This is a genomic window from Streptomyces sp. Da 82-17 (assembly GCF_046098215.1).
Classification (GTDB): Bacteria; Actinomycetota; Actinomycetes; order Streptomycetales; family Streptomycetaceae; genus Streptomyces.
The window spans coordinates 1-16995 of the sequence record NZ_JBJURH010000037.1; the positions used below are offsets into that span (position 1 = coordinate 1).

The following is a 16995-nucleotide window of genomic DNA, read 5'->3' on the forward strand; positions in this document are numbered from 1 at the left end:
CCCGGAGGTCTCCCGGTCGGGGTAGGGGGGTGTTTCGGTCGTTGTGGGGGTGGTGGGTGGGGTTTGGGGTTGGGGGGTGTGTGGGGGTGGGATGCTGGGGCGGTTCGGAGGGTGAGCGGAGGGGTTGTCGTGGGGCAGAGGCGGGTCGTGGTTGTCGGGGGGAGCCTTGCCGGGCTGCTCGCGGCGCATGTGCTGGCGGGGTACGCGGACCGCGTGACCGTCGTCGAGCGGGACCGGCTGCCCGCGGAGCCCGCCGCGCGCCCCGGTGTCCCGCAGGGCCGGCACGCGCACGTCCTGCTGGACGGCGGTCAGCGTGCCCTGGACGCGCTGCTCCCCGGCTTCATGGACGAGCTCCGTGCCGCCGGCTCCCCGCGCGTCGGACTGCCCGCCGATCTGGCGCAGTGGGACGGGCACTGGTTCCGGCGGACGGAGGCGTCGACGCACATCCACACCGGCACCCGCCCCCAGCTCGAACTCCTCGTACGGCGCAGGGTGTTGACGCATCCCGCGATCGAGGTCGTCGAGGGCGCCGAGGCCGTCGGACTGCTCGGGGACGCCGCGCGCGTACGCGGTGTGCTGCTGCGGGAGCGCGGCGCCGGGCGCCGGGAAGAACCCGAACCGCTCGCCGCCGACCTCGTCGTGGACGCCTCGGGGCGCGGCAGCCGGGCCCCGCAGTGGCTCGCCGGGCTCGGGGCGGACGCGCCGCACGAGGAGACCATCGACACCGGCCTCGCGTACGCCTCCCGCATCTACCGCGACGCGGACGGCCGCTTCGGCGAGCACCTCCGCGGCTTCAACGTCATCGCCGACCCCGCGCACCCGTACGGCGCCGTCGTCATCCCGCTGGAGGACGGCACCTGCATGGTGACGCTCTCCGGCCTGCGCGGCGACGAACCGCCCACGGGCGACGAGGAGTTCGTCGCGTACGCCAAGCGCCTCGCGCACCCGGTCGTGCACGGCTGGCTGCGCGACGCCGAACCGCTCACCCCCGCGTACGGCTTCCGCGGCACCGCCAACGTCCGCCGCCGGTACGACCGGCCGGGCCGCCGCCCCGCCGGGTTCCTCGCCACGGGCGACGCGCTGTGCACGTTCAACCCGATCTACGGGCAGGGCATGTCCGTCGCCGCGTGCAACGCCCTCGCCCTGCGTGACGCGCTCGCCGACCCGCGCCGCACCCCCACCACCCGCCGCGTCCAGCGTGCCGTGCTCGCCGCCTCCGCGCGGGCCTGGGACATCTCGGCGGGCTCGGACCGGAAGATGCCGGGCGCGCAGGGCAACGCGGTCGGCTCGGGCGTCCTCGACCGGCCCGCCGGGTGGTACATGGACCGGCTGCGCGCGCGGTACGGAACGGATCCCGTCGTCGGCGACCCGTTCCGCTCCGTCCTCACCCTTGTCGCCCCGCTCACGTCCCTGTTCGCCCCGCGCGTGGCCCGACGCGTGCTGTTCGGGCCGGTCCTGCCCGCCCCCGCGGAGCCGCCGCTGCTGCCGGAGGACACGGTCGGGCGGTAACGGTCGGGCGGTGACGGTCGGGCGGTGACCGTCAGGCCGTGGGTGTCGCGCACGGGGACGGGGAGGGCGCCGGTTCCGAAGGGTCGGGTGAGGGCTCCGTCGGCGGTTCGGTCGGCGGCGGCGAAGGCGACTCGGAGTCCGTCGGGCACGGGCCCGGCGACGGCGTCGTCGGGTCGGGGGACGGGCCGCCCGTCGGGTCAGGGTCAGGGTCGGGGGCGGGGTCAGGGCCGGGAGTGGGGTCCGGGGCCGGGCTCTGCGTCGGGCCCGGCCCCGGACTCTCGCTCGGGCGGGGGCGCGGGCGTGGCCCGGGGCCCGGCGTCGGACCGTCGCCGCCCGGAGTCGGGCCGATCACGATCCCGCCGCCGCTGCCGCCGCTGCCGCCGCCCCCGCCCACCGGCTCCGTCGCCGGGGTGTCCGAGCCCGCGCCCGGGCTCCTCGGCCGTACGCCCGTGCCGTCCGGCACCTCGTGCACGCCCCGGCGGTAGAACTCCAGCCAATGCAGGACGAGTTGGAGATAGGCGCGCGAGTAGTTGTAGCTGAGGACCGCCCGCTCCAGGTCGGCGCGCACGCTCAGGTCGCGTGGGCCCGCGCACAGGTAGTGGCCGGCGGCCAGGGCGGCGTCGTGGATGTTGTTCGGGTCGGCGCGCCCGTCACCGTTGCCGTCCGTGCCCCAGCGGCGCCACGTGCCGGGCAGGAACTGCATCGGCCCGACCGCCCGGTCGTACACCGCGTCGCCGTCCCACGCGCCGCCCTCCGTGTCCCGGATCAGCGCGAAGCCGTCGCCGTTCAGGGGCGGCCCGGTGATGCGCTGCCGGGTCGTGCCGTGCGCGTCGACGTCGCCGCCGCGCGCCTGGCCCGACTCCACCTTGCCGATCGCCGCGAGGAGTTGCCACGGCAGCCGGCACGCCGGGTCGGTGCGCGCCACGGACGCCTCGGCCCGCCGGTACGCAGCGAGCACGGTCGCCGGAATCCCCGACTCGGCGCGCGTCCGGGCCGGGGGCGCCGTCGGTTCACCGCCGCCGGGTCCCGCGCGCGTGCCGAGCGGCGGCAGCTCCGTGTGGTACGAGTCGTCGCCCTGCGACGCGCCGACACCCGGGTACGGATCCCCGCCCGCCCCTGCCCTCCCTTCATCGCTCCCGCTCAACTCCCTTGACACGTAAGGCGCTTGGGAGGCGGTAAGGGCGACCGTCGCCGCCACAGCCAGGGTCGTACCGCGCAGCGCGCGCCGCAGCCGACGCGTACGGGAAGGCATGGGAGCCCCTTTCGTCGAGAAACGAGGTGTCGGTGCGGTGCGGTGCGGTGCGGTGCGGTGCGGTGCGGTGCGGTGTGGTGCCGTGAGGTGTGGAGCGGTGCGGTGTGGTGTGGAGCGGTGCGGTCGGGCCGTGCGGTCAGTCGGTGAACGTGTCGATCGCCGCGACCAGCCAGCGCCCGTCGCGCTCGACCAGGTCCACGGCGAGCATCGCGCCCGCGTAGTCGGCGCCGCCCTTCGCCTTCGCGGACGTGCTGGTGCTGCTCTGGTCGGCGAACAGCAGGACGCGGGCACGGTCGCCGTCGATCCGCTCGACCGCGCTGTCCGTCACGCTCGTCGTCACGACCGCCTTCCGCTCCTCCGCCTGCCGCAGCACGGGCGCCAGCAGCTCACGGTGCCGCTCGACCGCCTTGCCGGTGAGGAGAGTCGAGGCCGCCGCACGGTGCCGGTCCGGTGCGGCGTGGTCGTACGAGAACAGGGCGTTCACCGCTTTCGTCGCCGCGCCCTTCACCTCGCTCGTCCGTGCCGGGTCGGTGAGTGCCGTGTTCCGTACGGCCGGGTTCTCGCCCAGCGCCCGCGCCTGCGCCCACGCCCACCCGGCGAACGCGCCGAGTACGAGGGTGAGGAGGACGAGGGCGGGGAGGAGGGCGGAGCGGGGGCGGCGCGGCGATCGGGCCGAACTCGCCCTGTCCGACCGGGACTTGGCCGTATCAGTTCTCGCGGGACGGTCCGGCTTCGGGGACGGCGTGCGGGCAGGGGCGGGCTGTCTGCTCGCCAGACGGCGGGTCCGGTTGATGTGGTGGCGGGTCGTGGACATACGGGCCTCCCGGCCGGGTCGGGGTCAGTTCGCGGCGGTGGCCGTGTCGCCGACCGGGGCCTGCGTGAGGGCCGCCAGCTTCCAGCGGCCGTCGGCGCGGGTGAGCTCGCCGAGCATGCGGCTGTTCTTGTCGGCGGGCTCGCGGCCCTCCGCCCGTACCGTCACGCGCAGCGCCACCATGACGCGCGCCCGGCCCGCCCGTTCGTCCAGCTCCGTGATCGCGCCGGTGAGCACCTTCGCCGTGCTGACCGTCCTCGCCTCCCTGACCTGCCGCTCGAACTCTCCGCGCCCCTCGACGAGTTGGGCGTGCAGCTCGCCCGTGGTCGACTCCTCCCACAGGTCCAGGCCCTCGTCCAGGCGGCGGTGGTCGAGCGTGCTGAGGTTCTGCACGGACTGCTCGCCCGCCGCCAGCGCCTCGTCCCGGGTGGCCGAGTAGCGGGCCGAGGCGTCGTGCGCGGCCCCGTACCAGGCGAGCCCCGCCCGGACCGCGATACCGCCCGCGAGCAGCGCGAGGACCAGCGCGGCGAGCAGCAGCGGCTGCGGCGACCGGAACATCCGTGACCCCCTCCCCGGCGACGAACCGCCGCCCGTCGCGGCTTCCCGTTCCGACTCCCGTACGTTCGACGGCACGTGCCTCACCTCGCCTCGATGTCGACGATCCGCCACTCGTCGTGCCGCAGCCGGGCCGTGACCGACAGCTGGGCCGCCGACGTGGCGGGCTTGCCCTTGCCCCGGCGGGCCGTCTGGTCGAGGAACACGAGCAGTCGTGCCGTGTCGCCCCGCAGGCTCACCGTGCCGACGCGCACGGCCTGCGTGGCGAGCGCCAGCTTCTGATCCCGTACGCCCGCCCTGACCTGGCCGAACAGCTGCCGGTACTGGCGTGCCGCCCGGCCGTCGAGCACCTCGCGCGCCGAGCGTTCGGTGGCGGCGGTGCCGTCCGGCCGGTACGAGAACACCTTCGCGAGCGCCGTGCCGACGTCGCCGTTGACCCGGCTCGTGGCCGCCGCGTCCGTCAGGGCCCGGTTGTGCGCGGCGGGCGTGTCCCGCAACTCGGCCGCCCGGTACAGGAGTACGCCGCCGGTCGCGGCGAGCAGCAGCGCCGCGAGCGCGCCCAGAACCGTGGACCGTCGCATCCGTCCTATCCGTCCCATCCGTCTCATTGCGAACCCCCCGAATCCTCCGAACGGTCGGCCCCCGTGACCGGTACCGCGCTCAGCGACTTGACCTTCCACGTGCCGCCCCCGGCGCCCTCGCCGACGCCCACCCGGGCGAGGACCGCCTCCAGGCGCCGGCGGTCCTCCGTCGGGGAGCCGCCCTCCGCCCGCGTCTCCACGCGGACCGTGGCGATGAGCTTCGCCGTGCCCGCCCGCTCGTCGAGCGCCGTGACCGCCGCGTCCGTGACGACACCGCGCGCCGTCGTGCCGGTCTTCGGCGACTCCTCGGCGAGGCGGCCGCGCAGTGGGCCCGTGGTGACCGACCGCCAGCGCTCCACGCCCGCGCGGGCCCGGCGTTCGGTGGACGCGTCCAGCGAGGAGAGCGTGCCGACGGCCGCGCGCCCCTGCGCGAGCGCCGCGTCGCGCGCCCGCCCGTACGCGAGGTCCGCGTCGCCCCGCGCCTGCGCGTACGACCAGACGCCCGCCGCGCACACTGCGAGCGCGGCGGCGAGCACGACGCCCCACAGCAGCCGCGCCCGCAGCCGCCCGAACCTGTCGGGCCGCCCTGAAGTGCCGGTGGGCTGCTCGTCCTGCGTGCTGCTCATCTGCCCTCCCTGGAACCGGAGTCGAGGCCGAGCAGGTCCGCCATGCCGTCCGCCGGGGCGGTGTCGGCGCCGTCCTCGGCCACCGTCGGCAGCGACAGGGCGCCGGGCTTCGCCGGGTCCGGTACGCCGCCTCCGGAGGGCGCGTTGGCGGAGCCGCGCACGTTGACGCCGGTCGCCGGGTCCGCCGTGCAGCGGGCCGAGCGGTTGAGGGGAGGGGCGGCGGACAGGTCGGTGCCGAGCCGGTAGCGGGTGGCGCCGTAGCCGGACGTGCAGGGCAGCGGCCGGAAGAACGTGACCGCCATGCCGAGGTCGAGCCGCTTCCCGTCGACCGCGCTCGCCCCGGCCGCGACCGCCGCCGGCAGCTTCACCAGCAGCTCCTCCGTGCCACGCTGCCGGGTCACGGTCAGCTCGGACGTGGTGAGGAGGTTGGCGAGCAGCACCCCGAGCTCCGGGTCGAGGTCCCGCAGCAGGCCGCTGACCTGGGTGGCGGCTTCCGGTGCCGTCGCGACGAGGCGGCGCAGGTCGGCGTCCGAGCCCTTCAGGGTGGCGGCCAGTTCCTCGGCGCCCGAGGCGAAGTCCCGTATCGCCCTGCCCTCCTCGGCCTGGGTGCGCAGCACGACCTCGCCGTCCGCGAGGAGTTTCGTGGTGCTGGGCAGGGCCCGGTCGGCGGCGTCCACGAACGCGGTGCCGTTGTCGAGGAGCAGCTCCAGGTCGTCGCCGCGGCCCTCGAAGGCCTTGCCGAACTCGTCGACGACGGTCCGCAGATCGTCCAGGGGCACCGAGGTGGTGAGGTCGTCCACGCTGGTCAGCACGTCGGTCACCGGGCGCGGCACGTGCGTCGCGGACGCCTCGATCCGTGAGCCCTCGCCCAGGTACGGGCCCTCGTCCCGCTCCGGCCGCAGGTCGATGTACTGCTCGCCGACCGCCGACAGGTTCGCCACGACCGCCCGGGCGTCGTCCGGCACGGGCGGCGCCGACCGGTCGATGCGCAGCTCGGCGACCACTCCGTCCGCGGTCAGCCCGATCGGCCCGACCCGCCCCACGGACACACCCCGGTACGTGACGTTCGAGTGCGGGAACAGGCCGCCCGTACGCGGGAGTTGGACCCGCACCGTGTAGTAGTCGGCGGCCCCGACGAAGCGGCCCAGGTCGGCGTACCGGATGCCGAGGTGGGTGAGGACGAGCACCGCGATCACCAGGAACGCGAGGTTCTTCAGCCGGATCCCGAGCGTGATCACCGGGCACCGCCTTCCGACGGGGAGACGGAGGGGAGCGGGAGGGACGCCGCAGAGGCTGGTGAGGAAGACCCCCCGCCCCCCGCCTCCCGCAGCGGCGGCACGAGCACCGTCCCCGGCGCCGCCGCCATGTTCAGGTACACGTTGAGGTAGTCGCCCTTCACGCCCCGCAGCACCTCGTCCGTGAACGGGTACGTGAGCAGCACCTGCAGCGAGTCCGGCAGGTCCTGGCCGGAGTCGGCGAGGGCGCGCAGGGTCGGGGCGATCGCCTTCAGGTCGGCGACCATGTCGTCCTTGCTGCGGTCGATCGTGTCGACGGCGACGCCCTCCAGACGGTCGAGGGCGCGCAGCATCGCGAGCAGGGAACCCCGCTGCTCCTCCAGGGTCTTGAGCCCGGGGGAGAGGTCGGTCAGCACGGTCCCCACGTCCTTCTTGCGGTGCGAGAGGGTCGCCGCGAGGCGGTTGACGCCGTCCAGCGCGGCCGTGATGTCGCCGCGGTGCTCGTCCAGGTCGGTGACGAGCGCGTCGACGCGCCGCAGCGCCGAGCGGACCTGCGGCTCCCGGCCGCCGAGCGCCGCGTTCAGCTCGCTCGTGATCGTCTTCAGCTGGTTGAGGCCGCCGCCGTTCAGGAGCAGCGAGAGCGCCCCGAACACCTCCTCGACCTCGGTGTTGCGGCCGGTGCGGGACAGCGGGATGCGGTCGCCGTCGCGCAGCGTGCCCGTGCCGCGCGGGGGCGCGACGAGCTGGACGTACTTCTCGCCGAGCAGGCTGGACTGTTCGAGCCGGGCCGTGGCGTCGGCGGGCAGGTCCACGTCGCCGTTGACCCGCATCGTGACGCGGGCCGTCCAGCTGTCGCCCGGCGCGAGGCGGACGTCCGTGACCCGGCCCACGGCCACGTCGTTGACCTTGACCGCCGAGTGCGGCACGAGGCTCAGCACGTCCCGCATGTCCGCGCTGATCGTGTACGGACGGTCCCCGAGGTCGGCGCCGCCGGGCAGCGGCAGCTCCTCCACCCCGCCGAACTCCGGTACGGGAGGGGCGAGTCCGCCGACCGTCAGGGCGAACGCCACGACCACGGCGAGCGAGACCCCGGCCCCGGCGACCGCCCTCCGGCGGCGGCTCCACGTCACCGCGCACCCCCGGTCGCCGGGAGCGGCAGCAGCGGCCCGCCCATGCTCAGCTCGTTGAGATTGGCGCGGCCGTCGAGGGTGCGGGTGCGCGGGTCGTACGCGGAGACCACGTTGCCGGCGGCGAGCGGCGCCGTGTCGAGGGCCTCGGCGAGGGAGGCGCGCTGGTCGACGAGGGTGCGGGTGAGCGGCACGAGCCGGGACACGTTCTTCTTCAGGGCGCCCCGGTTGGCCTCGACGAACTTCTTCACCTGCGCGAGCGCCCGGCCGAGCTCCTCCAGGGCGCCCGCGAGGTCGTCCTTGTTCTCGGCGAAGTAGCCGGTGACGTCGGCGAGGTTCTCCTGCGCGGTGCGCACGTCGCCGTCCTTCTCCTTCAACATCGTGGTGAACGCCTGGAGTTGGGCCAGCGTGGTGAACAGGTCGCGGCTGCTGCCGTTGAGGGTCTTCGCGGCCTTCCCGAACTGCTCGACGCTGTCGCCGATCAGCGCCCCGTTGCCCTTCAGGTTCTTCGCTCCGGTGTCGAGCAGCCGGGACAGGGCGCCCTCGGCGTTGGCGCCGCCGGGGCCGAGGGCGCGGCTCAACTCGGTGACGCTGTCGTAGATCTCGTCGATCTCGGCGGGCGTGCTGGTGCGGGACACGGGCAGCCGGGCCCCGTCCTTCAGCGCCGGGCCCGCGGTGTAGGCGGGGGTGAGCTGCACGTACCGGTCGGCGACGATCGACGGCGCCACGGCGACCGCCCGCGCGCCCACCGGCACCTTCACCCCGTCGTCGACGGCGAGCGTCACCCGTACCCGTGTCGGCTCCGGTGTCACCGACTCCACCTCGCCGACGCGGACGCCGAGGACGCGCAGGTCGGACCCGGCGTAGACGCCGACGGCACGGTCGAAGTAGGCGGTGATGCGGGTGACTTGAGGCCCTGCGGCGCGGATCGCGACCAGCGCGGTCGCGGCGAGCACGGCGAGGGCGAGGGCGACGACGAGCAGGCGGCGGCGGGTCATCGCGCGCCTCCCTTCCTGGAGTCGTACGAACCGTCCTTCGGGGGCCGGCAGCTGCGCTCGGGCAGCGAGGACTCGGGCAGGTAGTCGCGCGGGACGACGCCGCACAGATAGCTGTCGAACCAGCGGCCGCTGCCCAGGGTGTTGCCGATGAGCCGGTAGTACGGGCCGACGAGTGACAGGGTGCGGTCGAGCTTCCCCTGGTTGCGCTCCAGGACCGCGGTGACCCGGTCGAGGGCCTTCAGGGTCGGGCCGAGCTGCCTGTCGTTGTCGGAGACCAGGCCGGAGAGCTGGCGGCCGAGGTCGCGGCTGCCGGTGAGCAGCGCCTTGATCGCGGCGCGGCGGCCCTTCAGCTCGCCGAGGAGCTCCCCGCCGTCCTCGACGATCGTCTCGAAGCTGCTCCGCTTGTCCTTGAGGCTCTTCGTCAACTTCTTGCTCGCTGCGAGCAGTCGGGCGAGTTCGGTGTCGCGTTTCGAGACCGTGCGGGACAGGTCGGAGAGGCCCTTAGCGGCCGCGCGCACGTCGGGCGGGGAGTTCTCGAAGGTCTCGGAGATCGTCTCGAAGCTCTCCGCGAGCCGCGCCGTGTCGATCTCGTCGATGGTCCCGCTGAGATCCCGGAACGCCTCGGTCACGTCGTACGGGGACGTGGTGCGGGCCAGCGGGATGCGGGCGCCGGGGTCCTGGCGGGCCGAGCCGACCGGGTCGAGCGCCACGTACTTCTCGCCGAGCACCGTCTTGATCGCGATGGCCGCCGTGGTGCGGTCACCGATCCACGTGCCCTCGTCGACGGTGAACGTCACCCGCACCCTGGCCCCGTCGAGCGCGACCTCGTCGACCTGGCCGACCTTCACGCCGGCGATCCGCACCTCGTCCCCGCCGCCCAGGCCCGCGGCCTCGCTGAAGTGCGCCGAGTACGTGGTGCCGCCGCCGAGCAGTGGCAGCCGGTCGGCGTTGAACGCCCCGAGCGCCAGCAGCACGAGGACGAGCAGCCCGACCACGGCGACCGCGACGGGGTTGCGTTCTTGCACGGGTTTCAGGGCGAAGGACTTCGGGGACTTCCGGGCGAACTGCTTCAGGGACGGGCGGCGCATCAGCGGCACCTCGCTTCCGTCACGGCGATCCCGGTCGGCGGCCGCGACCCGTCCGACATGGACAGCCCGCCGATCCTCGCCTCGCAGAGGTAGAGGTTGAACCACGAGCCGTACGACGACAGCCGGGACAGGGCCGTTAGCTTGGCGGGCGACTTGTCGAGGAAGTTCTCGATCTGCGGCGTGCCCTCGTCCAACTCCCGGGAGAGGCGGCCCAGTTCACGGATGTCGTCCTTCAGCGGCGCCCGCGTGTCCTTCAGGAACCCGGCGGTCGTCGTGGACAGGTCGCCGATCGCCTCGACGGCGTCGCCGAGCGGCTTGCGGTCGTCGTTGAACCCGGCGACGAGCTTGCGCAGCGTGGTCACGAGGTCGTCGAACCGGTCCTCGCGGTCGTTGATCGTGTCCAGTACGTCGGTGAGGTTGCCGACGACCTCGCCGATCACCTCGTCCTTCGCGGCCACCGTCGTCGACAGCGAGCCGATGTGCTCGATCAGGCTGTCCACCGTGCCGCCCTCGCCCTGCAGGACCTGCACGACGGACCCGGCGAGCTCGTTGACGTCCTTCGGCGACAGGCCCTCGAACAGCGGCTTGAACCCGTTGAACAGCAACGTCAGATCGAGCGCCGGAGTGGTGCGGCCCAGCGGGATCGTCTCGCCCGGCGCCATCGCGGAGCCCGCGGTCCCGGCGCCGCGGCCGAGCGCCACATAGCGGCGGCCCACCATGTCGAGGTACTTCACCGCCGCCGTCGTCGTCCCCGGCAGGGCCCGGCCCCGCTCGACGGTGAACGTGACGCGGGCGGTGCGCCGCTCCACCACGCGCACGTCCGTCACCTCGCCGACCCGCACCCCGGATATCCGGACGTCGTCGCCCTCGGTCAGGCCCGTGACGTCGGTGAACAGCGCGCGGTACGCGGTGGCGCCGGAGGCCGGGCCGCTGCCCGCGACGCCGAGGCCGAGGACGGTGGTCGCGAGCGCCGTGACGACGACGAACACCAGCGACTTGACCAGCGGCCCGACGAGCGAACGCCGCCGTACATGCCCGAACTCGGGCCCGTTGTCCGGGACTTGGGATTCGACGTCCACGTGATCCTCGGCGGTCACTTGAGCCTCACCTCCGTGCCCCGGTACAGCGGCCCCGCGAGCAGGCTCGACCAGTCGGGCAGCCGGTCGGGCGCGGTCTTCGCCGACGGCGCGAGCAACTCGTTCACCAGGGCGTTCTCCTGCGGTGAGTTGGCGGGCCCGAGGCTCTGCCCGGCGGACCCGGCCGCGGCCCCGGGGGCGGCGGCCGGCACGCCGAGGTACGGCACCGGATAGCAGCGCGGCCCGCCGCCCGAGGTGTACGCGGGGGCGTCCCGGCCCGGCACGTACGCACCCCGCGAGCGGACCGTCGTCACGTCGACGTGCAGGCCCGGCTTCCCCGTGCCCTTGCCGAGGACGCGGTCCATGCGCGGCACGAACTCGGCGAGGGTGCGCAGCGTGCACGGGAAGGACGGGGCGTACTCGGCGAGCAACTCCAGGGTCGGCCGGGACGTGGCGGCCAGGCGGATGATGTTGGGGCGGTGGGCGCGCAGGAACGCGTCCAGGTCCTGCGCGAGCGCGGTGGTCGCCCCGTACGCCGTGCCGAGTTCGCTCTCCTTCTCGGCGAGGGTGCCGCTCGTGACGGTGAAGTCGCGGAGCGCGTCGAGGATGCCGGGCGCGGCGTCCGCGTACAGGTGCGAGACCTTGACGAGCTGCTTCAAGTCCTCGTTGAGCGTGGGCAGTTGGGGGTTGAACCTCTTCAGGTGGGCGTCGAGGCGGGTGAGCGTCGCGCCGAGCGTGTCGCCGCGTCCCTCCAGGGCGCGGGAGACCGCGGACAGGGTGGCGGACAGCTTCTGCGGCTGCACGGCGGTGAGCATCGGCAGCACGTCGTCGAGGACCTCCTGCAGCTCGACCGCGTTCGCCGACCGGTCCTGCGGAATCACCGCCCCCGCCCGCAGCGTGCCGGACCCACCGGACCGGGCGGGCGGCACGAGCGCCACGAACCGCTCGCCGAACAGCGTGGTCGGCAGCATCTGCGCACGCACGTCCTCGGGCACATGGGCCAGGGACCCGGGTTCGAGGGCGAGGACGAGGCGGGCGCCGTCGCCGGTGGCCTCGATCCTGCGCACCTCGCCGAGGACGACGCCGCGGAGCTTCACCTCGGCGCCCAGATGCATCTCGTTGCCGACGTCGCCGGTCTCGACGACCACCTCGTCCGAGGCCGTGAAGTCCTTCTCGTAGACGGCCACGGCAAGGCGGATCAGCAGGACCGGGACCAGCAGGAACACGAGTCCGGCGAGCCGGCGGCGCAGCGTCCGCGTACCCCCGCGCATGTCAGCCCGCCACCTTCACGGTCGTGGTCGCGCCCCACAGGGCCAGCGACAGGAAGAAGTCGGTCACGGAGATCAGCACGATCGCGTTCCGCACCGACCGCCCCACCGCCACCCCGACCCCGGCGGGGCCGCCGCTCGCGCGATAGCCGTGGTAGCAGTGCGCGAGGATCACGAGCACGCTGAACACCAGCACCTTCAGGACGGACAGCAGCACGTCCGTGGGCGACAGGAACAGCCCGAAGTAGTGGTCGTACGTACCCTGCGACTGCCCGTTGAACACCACCGTGACCAGGCGCGACGCGAAGTACGACGACAGCAGCCCGATCGCGTACAGCGGCACGATCGCGACGACGCCCGCGATGATCCGGGTCGTCACGAGATACGGCAGCGAACGCACTCCCATCCCTTCGAGCGCGTCGACCTCCTCGTTGATCCGCATCGCCCCGAGCTGCGCCGTGAACCCCGCGCCGACGGTCGCCGACAGGGCGAGCCCGGCGACCAGCGGGGCGATCTCGCGGGTGTTGAAGTACGCCGAGACGAAGCCGGTGAACGCGGCCGTGCCGATCTGGTCCAGGGCCGCGTACCCCTGCAGGCCGACGACCGTGCCCGTGGCCGCGGTCATCGCGACCATCACGCCGATCGTCCCGCCGATCACCCCGAGCCCGCCGGACCCGAACGCCACCTCGGCGAGCAGCCGCTGCACCTCCCGCACGTACCGGTGCAGGGTCCGCGGGATCCACGCCAACGCGCGTACGTAGAACAGGAGTTGGTCGCCGCAGCGGTCGAGCCAGGCGAGTGTTCCCGTCGCGAGTGAGGACATGGCGGCTCAGCCTCCCTTCGGCGGAACGATCTGGAGGTGGATGCCGGTCATGATCATGTTGACGAGGAACAGCAGGATGAACGTGATCACCACGGACTGGTTGACCGCGTCCCCCACGCCCTTCGGCCCGCCCCGCGGATGGAGGCCCCGGTACGCGGCGACGATGCCCGCGATGAACCCGAAGACCAGCGCCTTGAGTTCGCTGACGTACAGGTCGGGCAGCTGCGCGAGCGCCGAGAAGCTCTGCAGGTACGCGCCCGGGGTGCCGCCCTGAAGCACGATGTTGAAGAAGTACCCGCCGAGCGTCCCGACCACCGACACCATGCCGTTGAGCAGCACCGCCACCGACATCGTGGCGAGCACCCGGGGCACGACGAGCCGCTGCACCGGCGACACCCCCATGACCGTCATCGCGTCCAGCTCCTCGCGGATCTTGCGCGAGCCGAGGTCCGCGCAGATCGCCGAGCCGCCCGCGCCCGCGATGAGCAGCGCCACGATCAGCGGGCTCGCCTGCTGGATCACCGCCAGCACACTCGCCCCGCCCGTGAACGACTGCGCCCCCAACTGCTGGGTGAGCGAGCCGACTTGGAGGGCGATGACCGCGCCGAACGGGATGGACACCAGCGCGGCCGGCAGGATCGTCACCCCGGCGATGAACCAGAACTGCTCCACGAACTCCCGGAACTGGAACGGCCGCCGGAACACCGCCCGCGCCACCGCGAGCCCGAGCGCGAACAACTGCCCGGTCTGCCGCAACGGCGCGACGACCGCGGACCGGCCCGCCCGCTCCCCGCTCACCGCGCACCGCCCGCGCCGGGCAGGACGGCGGTCGCTTCGAGGGCGTACGACTCCTCGATGGCGGCGCGGGCCGCGGGCGGCAGGTCGTCGAGCATGCCGAGCACCCGCTCCCGGCGCCGGGCGACGGCGGCGCGCGGCCCGAGCCCGGGGGAGGGGGCGAGCTGCGGCACCAGCGACCGGGCCGAACTCCGCGCGCTCTGCGGGGAGTCGGCGGCCTCGGCGGCGAGCGTCGCGGCGTCCTTCTCCTCCGACATGCCGATCGGGCCGTGCCTGCTGGCCGTGAGGAACTGCGCGATCACCGGGTCCTCGCTGGTCAGCAGCGCCTCGCGGGGGCCGAACGTGACGAGGCCGCGGCGGTACAGCATCCCCATGTTGTCCGGCACGGTCGCCGCGATGTCCAGGTTGTGGGTGACGATCAGCATCGTCGCGTCGATCTGCGTGTTCAGGTCGATGAGCAGTTGGGAGAGGTACGCCGTACGCACCGGGTCGAGGCCCGAGTCCGGCTCGTCGCACAGGATGATCTGCGGGTCGAGGACGAGGGCGCGGGCCAGCCCGGCGCGTTTGCGCATACCGCCGCTGATCTCGCCGGGCAGCTTTCCCTCGGCGCCGAGGAGGCCGACGACCTCGATCCGCTCCATGACGATCCGGCGGATCTCCGACTCCTTCTTGCGGGTGTGCTCGCGCAGCGGAAAGGCGATGTTGTCGAAGAGGGACATGGAGCCGAACAAGGCGCCGTCCTGGAACATCAGGCCGAACAATTTCCGGGTCTCCATGATGTCCCGCTCGCGGCTGTTCACCATGTCGACGCCGTCGATGAGGACCCGCCCCTGCTCGGGCCGCAGCAATCCGATCAGCGATTTCAGAAATACGGTCTTTCCCGTCCCGGAAGGCCCGAGCAGCACGCTCACCTCACCGGCCGGAAGGGTCAGGGTGACGTCCTGCCAGATCTTCTGGCTGCCGAAGGACTTCGTCAGCCCCTCGACCTTCACTTCGATTCCCAACTCGTCTCACCTCCTTTGTGCGGAAGCCGCCCGGGTCGCGTTTCTCAGCGCACGGCCGAGTGCCAGTACCGGGAGAGGAGCCGCCCCTGCTCGGGCGCGACGCTGCCGGGTGCGGCGAAGGCGGCGACGGAGGTGGAAGCGCTGTCCAGGCGGACCGCGTTGGCGCCCGCGGCGGCCGGCAGGCCGGTCTTGAGGTTCACGGCCCAGTCGAGGGTGCCGAGCAGTCCGCAGCCGCTCGCGCCGGGCACCGCGTACGTCGTGTCCTGCTGGTCGGCGCCGCTCGCCGAGAGGCGGTTGAGGGGCCCGGCCGGGTCGGCGGTGCCGTCGCCGGCGAAGCGGGCGGTGCGCACGGTGGGGGCGGTGGCGTTCTGCGGCCGGAGCAGGATCGGCTCGGACGCGGACCCGATGTAGCAGCGGTCGCCGAGGAACGGGTTGTCCAGCTTGATCCGCACCGGCACCGTCAGGATCGGCCGGCCCGCGACCACTCCGGCGAGCAGGTTGAAGTCGGTGGGGCGGCCGACGGACTCCACGGTGGCCGTGACCCGGTTGAGCCTGCCGTCGGTGAGCTGCCGGCAGATGTCGCTGACCAGCGGGATGTCGCTCGGGCACATCAACCCGAGCAGTCCGCCCGGCAGTTGGGCCGGGTCGGCGACGAGCGCACCCCCGGCGGGCGGCACCACCGTGGACGTCGCGCCGGGGTGGGTGACGACGCCGGCCTGGAGGTCGGTCGCGCCGGTCGGCACGGTCTGGTTGCCGATCTTGATGCTGCCGGAGGCGGAGCGGGACGCGATGCACAGGGCCGTGTCGGTGGCGCCGTCGGCGGCGAGCATCGCCGGGTCGTCCACGGGGCAGCGGGTGAACGGGCCCCACTCGCCGTTGAGTTGCACGTCCTCGGCGGCTTCCGACGCGGCCCCCGTGGCCCCTGCGGACCCTGCGGGCGTCGTGGCCGTCGCGGGCGGCGCGGCGGCGAGCAGCGCGAGCGCGGTCGAGGCGGCGGCCGCGGCGGCGGCGCGCGCGGCCCGGGACGGAGCGCGTCTGAGAGAAGGCATGGCGGAATTCCCTTCGCAGTCGAGGGGGAGCGGACCGAACTCGGGGTCGGTGCACGCGAATCGCGACGTTACTCACGGGAAACCGGCTACGGCAATGGCCTTGCTGACGGTTATTACATTACTCGGCTGTTTGTCGCGCAGTGAGCAAATCCCTTTCCTGGATGCTCACTTGGTGAGTGTTCGCGCGACGCTCCGGAAATTCACTCACCCGCTGACAAGCCAGGAACGGCGCACTGCGTCACCGCCGACAAACAATTCGACGATTTCTCCGGACGCCCCGGAATTTGGCCTTCTGGCATTGCGGTGCCCGGTTACTTGCTCGTAACGTCGCGTTTCGGCAGGCCTGTCCGCCGCCGGCCGGCGACCTCTCTCCGTACGACCTCTCTCCCGTACGTCCCGTACGGCCCCGTACGACACCCCATGGAGGAATCACCGTGCGCAAGATCGCCAGAAACACCGCTGTCGCGGCTGCCGCGTTCGCCGCGGCGCTCGGCATGACCGTCACCTCGGCCTCGGCCACCGCGCAGGCCACGTACACCGTCACGCCCGGCGGCGCCTTCACCGGCACGGCCACCGCGCCGACCCTGACCGTGCCCAACGCCGTTCTGGAATGCACCAGTTCGACGGCCACGGGCACCCTGAAGAGCGGCTCGGGTCTCGCCGGCGAGGGCATCGGCGACATCGACGGCATCACGTTCGAGGGCTGCCAGGTGGGCGGCATCGACTTCCAGGTCACCCCGGACGCGGCCAGCCTCCCGTGGAAGATCAACGTCACGGGCATGAGCGGCACCGACCGCGCCGACGGCACGATCACCGGCATCCGGGCCCGTATCGAGGGCTTCTCCTGCACGGCGACGTTCTCGGGCAGCGTCGGCGGCTGGTTCCAGAACAGCACCGACACCCTGCACGTCACCGGCGGCGGCACCCTCGCCGCCGAGGACGACGCCAACTGCCTCGGCCTGATCAATCCCGGCGACCACGCGGACTTCGTGGGCGACTACGTCCTGAACTCCCCGCAGGAGATCACCTCGCCGTGACCCACCCGCACGACCGGGCCGCAGGCCCGCCCCTCCGCCGCCGGGCCCGCGCCCGGCGGCGGACCCGAGCCGTACGCCCGAGCCGTGCACCCGCTCCGTGCTGTGCACGCCGAGCCGTACGCCCCCACGACCACCCCGCTCCGACGGCGAAAGGCGGACCG

The 16995-nt window shown here is 73.4% G+C and carries 17 protein-coding genes; 2 read left to right on the top strand and 15 right to left on the bottom strand.

Features of this window, described 5'->3' with window-relative positions; translation table 11 throughout:
• The first annotated feature begins 129 nt into the window (after positions 1 to 129).
• Complete coding sequence (locus tag ACIDOF_RS36455) at positions 130 to 1509, top strand: FAD-dependent oxidoreductase (RefSeq protein WP_409010554.1); 1380 nt, start codon at positions 130 to 132, stop codon at positions 1507 to 1509.
• A 31-nt stretch (positions 1510 to 1540) separates the two neighbouring features.
• Here the strand turns inward: ACIDOF_RS36455 and ACIDOF_RS36460 are convergent, their stop codons facing one another.
• The 15 genes from ACIDOF_RS36460 to ACIDOF_RS36530 all read right to left on the bottom strand — a co-directional run bounded on the left by ACIDOF_RS36460 (position 1541) and on the right by ACIDOF_RS36530 (position 15797).
• Positions 1541 to 2761, bottom strand: coding sequence for a lytic transglycosylase domain-containing protein (locus ACIDOF_RS36460; RefSeq protein ID WP_409010555.1), 1221 nt, complete (start codon positions 2759 to 2761; stop codon positions 1541 to 1543).
• 136 nt (positions 2762 to 2897) lie between these two features.
• A complete protein-coding gene (locus ACIDOF_RS36465) occupies positions 2898 to 3575 on the bottom strand; it encodes a hypothetical protein (protein WP_409010556.1) in 678 nt (225 codons plus the stop codon).
• A gap of 24 nt (positions 3576 to 3599) precedes the next feature.
• On the bottom strand, positions 3600 to 4130 hold the full coding sequence (locus tag ACIDOF_RS36470) for a nuclear transport factor 2 family protein (protein WP_409010557.1): 531 nt from the start codon (positions 4128 to 4130) through the stop codon (positions 3600 to 3602).
• A gap of 80 nt (positions 4131 to 4210) precedes the next feature.
• Complete coding sequence (locus ACIDOF_RS36475; protein WP_409010558.1) at positions 4211 to 4807, bottom strand: hypothetical protein; 597 nt, start codon at positions 4805 to 4807, stop codon at positions 4211 to 4213.
• Entirely contained in the window at positions 4732 to 5334 is a 603-nt protein-coding gene (locus tag ACIDOF_RS36480) for a hypothetical protein (protein WP_409010559.1), read from the bottom strand. The genes ACIDOF_RS36475 and ACIDOF_RS36480 overlap by 76 nt, the downstream gene beginning before the upstream one ends.
• Complete coding sequence (locus tag ACIDOF_RS36485) at positions 5331 to 6572, bottom strand: MCE family protein (protein WP_409010560.1); 1242 nt, start codon at positions 6570 to 6572, stop codon at positions 5331 to 5333. Before ACIDOF_RS36485 ends, ACIDOF_RS36480 begins: the two co-directional genes overlap by 4 nt.
• Entirely contained in the window at positions 6569 to 7699 is a 1131-nt protein-coding gene (locus ACIDOF_RS36490) for an MCE family protein (RefSeq protein WP_409010561.1), read from the bottom strand. Before ACIDOF_RS36490 ends, ACIDOF_RS36485 begins: the two co-directional genes overlap by 4 nt.
• Complete coding sequence (locus ACIDOF_RS36495; protein WP_409010562.1) at positions 7696 to 8694, bottom strand: MCE family protein; 999 nt, start codon at positions 8692 to 8694, stop codon at positions 7696 to 7698. Before ACIDOF_RS36495 ends, ACIDOF_RS36490 begins: the two co-directional genes overlap by 4 nt.
• Positions 8691 to 9782, bottom strand: coding sequence for an MCE family protein (locus ACIDOF_RS36500; protein ID WP_409010563.1), 1092 nt, complete (start codon positions 9780 to 9782; stop codon positions 8691 to 8693). The genes ACIDOF_RS36495 and ACIDOF_RS36500 overlap by 4 nt, the downstream gene beginning before the upstream one ends.
• Complete coding sequence (locus ACIDOF_RS36505; RefSeq protein ID WP_409010590.1) at positions 9782 to 10786, bottom strand: MCE family protein; 1005 nt, start codon at positions 10784 to 10786, stop codon at positions 9782 to 9784. Before ACIDOF_RS36505 ends, ACIDOF_RS36500 begins: the two co-directional genes overlap by 1 nt.
• Positions 10787 to 10875: 89 nt before the next feature.
• Positions 10876 to 12129, bottom strand: coding sequence for an MCE family protein (locus ACIDOF_RS36510; protein ID WP_409010564.1), 1254 nt, complete (start codon positions 12127 to 12129; stop codon positions 10876 to 10878).
• Between the two features lies 1 nt (position 12130).
• Positions 12131 to 12949, bottom strand: coding sequence for an MlaE family ABC transporter permease (locus tag ACIDOF_RS36515; protein ID WP_409010565.1), 819 nt, complete (start codon positions 12947 to 12949; stop codon positions 12131 to 12133).
• 6 nt (positions 12950 to 12955) lie between these two features.
• Complete coding sequence (locus ACIDOF_RS36520) at positions 12956 to 13747, bottom strand: MlaE family ABC transporter permease (protein WP_409010566.1); 792 nt, start codon at positions 13745 to 13747, stop codon at positions 12956 to 12958.
• Positions 13744 to 14748, bottom strand: coding sequence for an ABC transporter ATP-binding protein (locus ACIDOF_RS36525; protein ID WP_409010567.1), 1005 nt, complete (start codon positions 14746 to 14748; stop codon positions 13744 to 13746). Before ACIDOF_RS36525 ends, ACIDOF_RS36520 begins: the two co-directional genes overlap by 4 nt.
• Before the next feature lie 44 nt (positions 14749 to 14792).
• Complete coding sequence (locus tag ACIDOF_RS36530; RefSeq protein WP_409010568.1) at positions 14793 to 15797, bottom strand: hypothetical protein; 1005 nt, start codon at positions 15795 to 15797, stop codon at positions 14793 to 14795.
• Positions 15798 to 16231: 434 nt separating this feature from the next.
• Here ACIDOF_RS36530 and ACIDOF_RS36535 point away from each other — a divergent pair, with 434 nt between their 5' ends.
• Positions 16232 to 16834: a hypothetical protein gene (locus ACIDOF_RS36535; RefSeq protein ID WP_409010569.1), complete on the top strand. Its 603-nt coding sequence runs from the start codon at positions 16232 to 16234 to the stop codon at positions 16832 to 16834.
• Positions 16835 to 16995: the final 161 nt, after the last annotated feature.

Excerpts from the sequence above, each read along its gene's own strand:
- ACIDOF_RS36510 (WP_409010564.1), bottom strand. The coding sequence starts at position 12,129 with ATGCGCGGGGGTACGCGGACGCTGCGCCGCCGGCTCGCCGGACTCGTG.
- ACIDOF_RS36495 (WP_409010562.1), bottom strand. The coding sequence starts at position 8,694 with ATGACCCGCCGCCGCCTGCTCGTCGTCGCCCTCGCCCTCGCCGTGCTC.
- ACIDOF_RS36470 (WP_409010557.1), bottom strand. The coding sequence starts at position 4,130 with ATGTTCCGGTCGCCGCAGCCGCTGCTGCTCGCCGCGCTGGTCCTCGCG.
- ACIDOF_RS36500 (WP_409010563.1), bottom strand. The coding sequence starts at position 9,782 with ATGCGCCGCCCGTCCCTGAAGCAGTTCGCCCGGAAGTCCCCGAAGTCC.
- ACIDOF_RS36465 (WP_409010556.1), bottom strand. The coding sequence starts at position 3,575 with ATGTCCACGACCCGCCACCACATCAACCGGACCCGCCGTCTGGCGAGC.
- ACIDOF_RS36460 (WP_409010555.1), bottom strand. The coding sequence starts at position 2,761 with ATGCCTTCCCGTACGCGTCGGCTGCGGCGCGCGCTGCGCGGTACGACC.
- ACIDOF_RS36515 (WP_409010565.1), bottom strand. The coding sequence starts at position 12,949 with ATGTCCTCACTCGCGACGGGAACACTCGCCTGGCTCGACCGCTGCGGC.
- ACIDOF_RS36530 (WP_409010568.1), bottom strand. The coding sequence starts at position 15,797 with ATGCCTTCTCTCAGACGCGCTCCGTCCCGGGCCGCGCGCGCCGCCGCC.
- ACIDOF_RS36480 (WP_409010559.1), bottom strand. The coding sequence starts at position 5,334 with ATGAGCAGCACGCAGGACGAGCAGCCCACCGGCACTTCAGGGCGGCCC.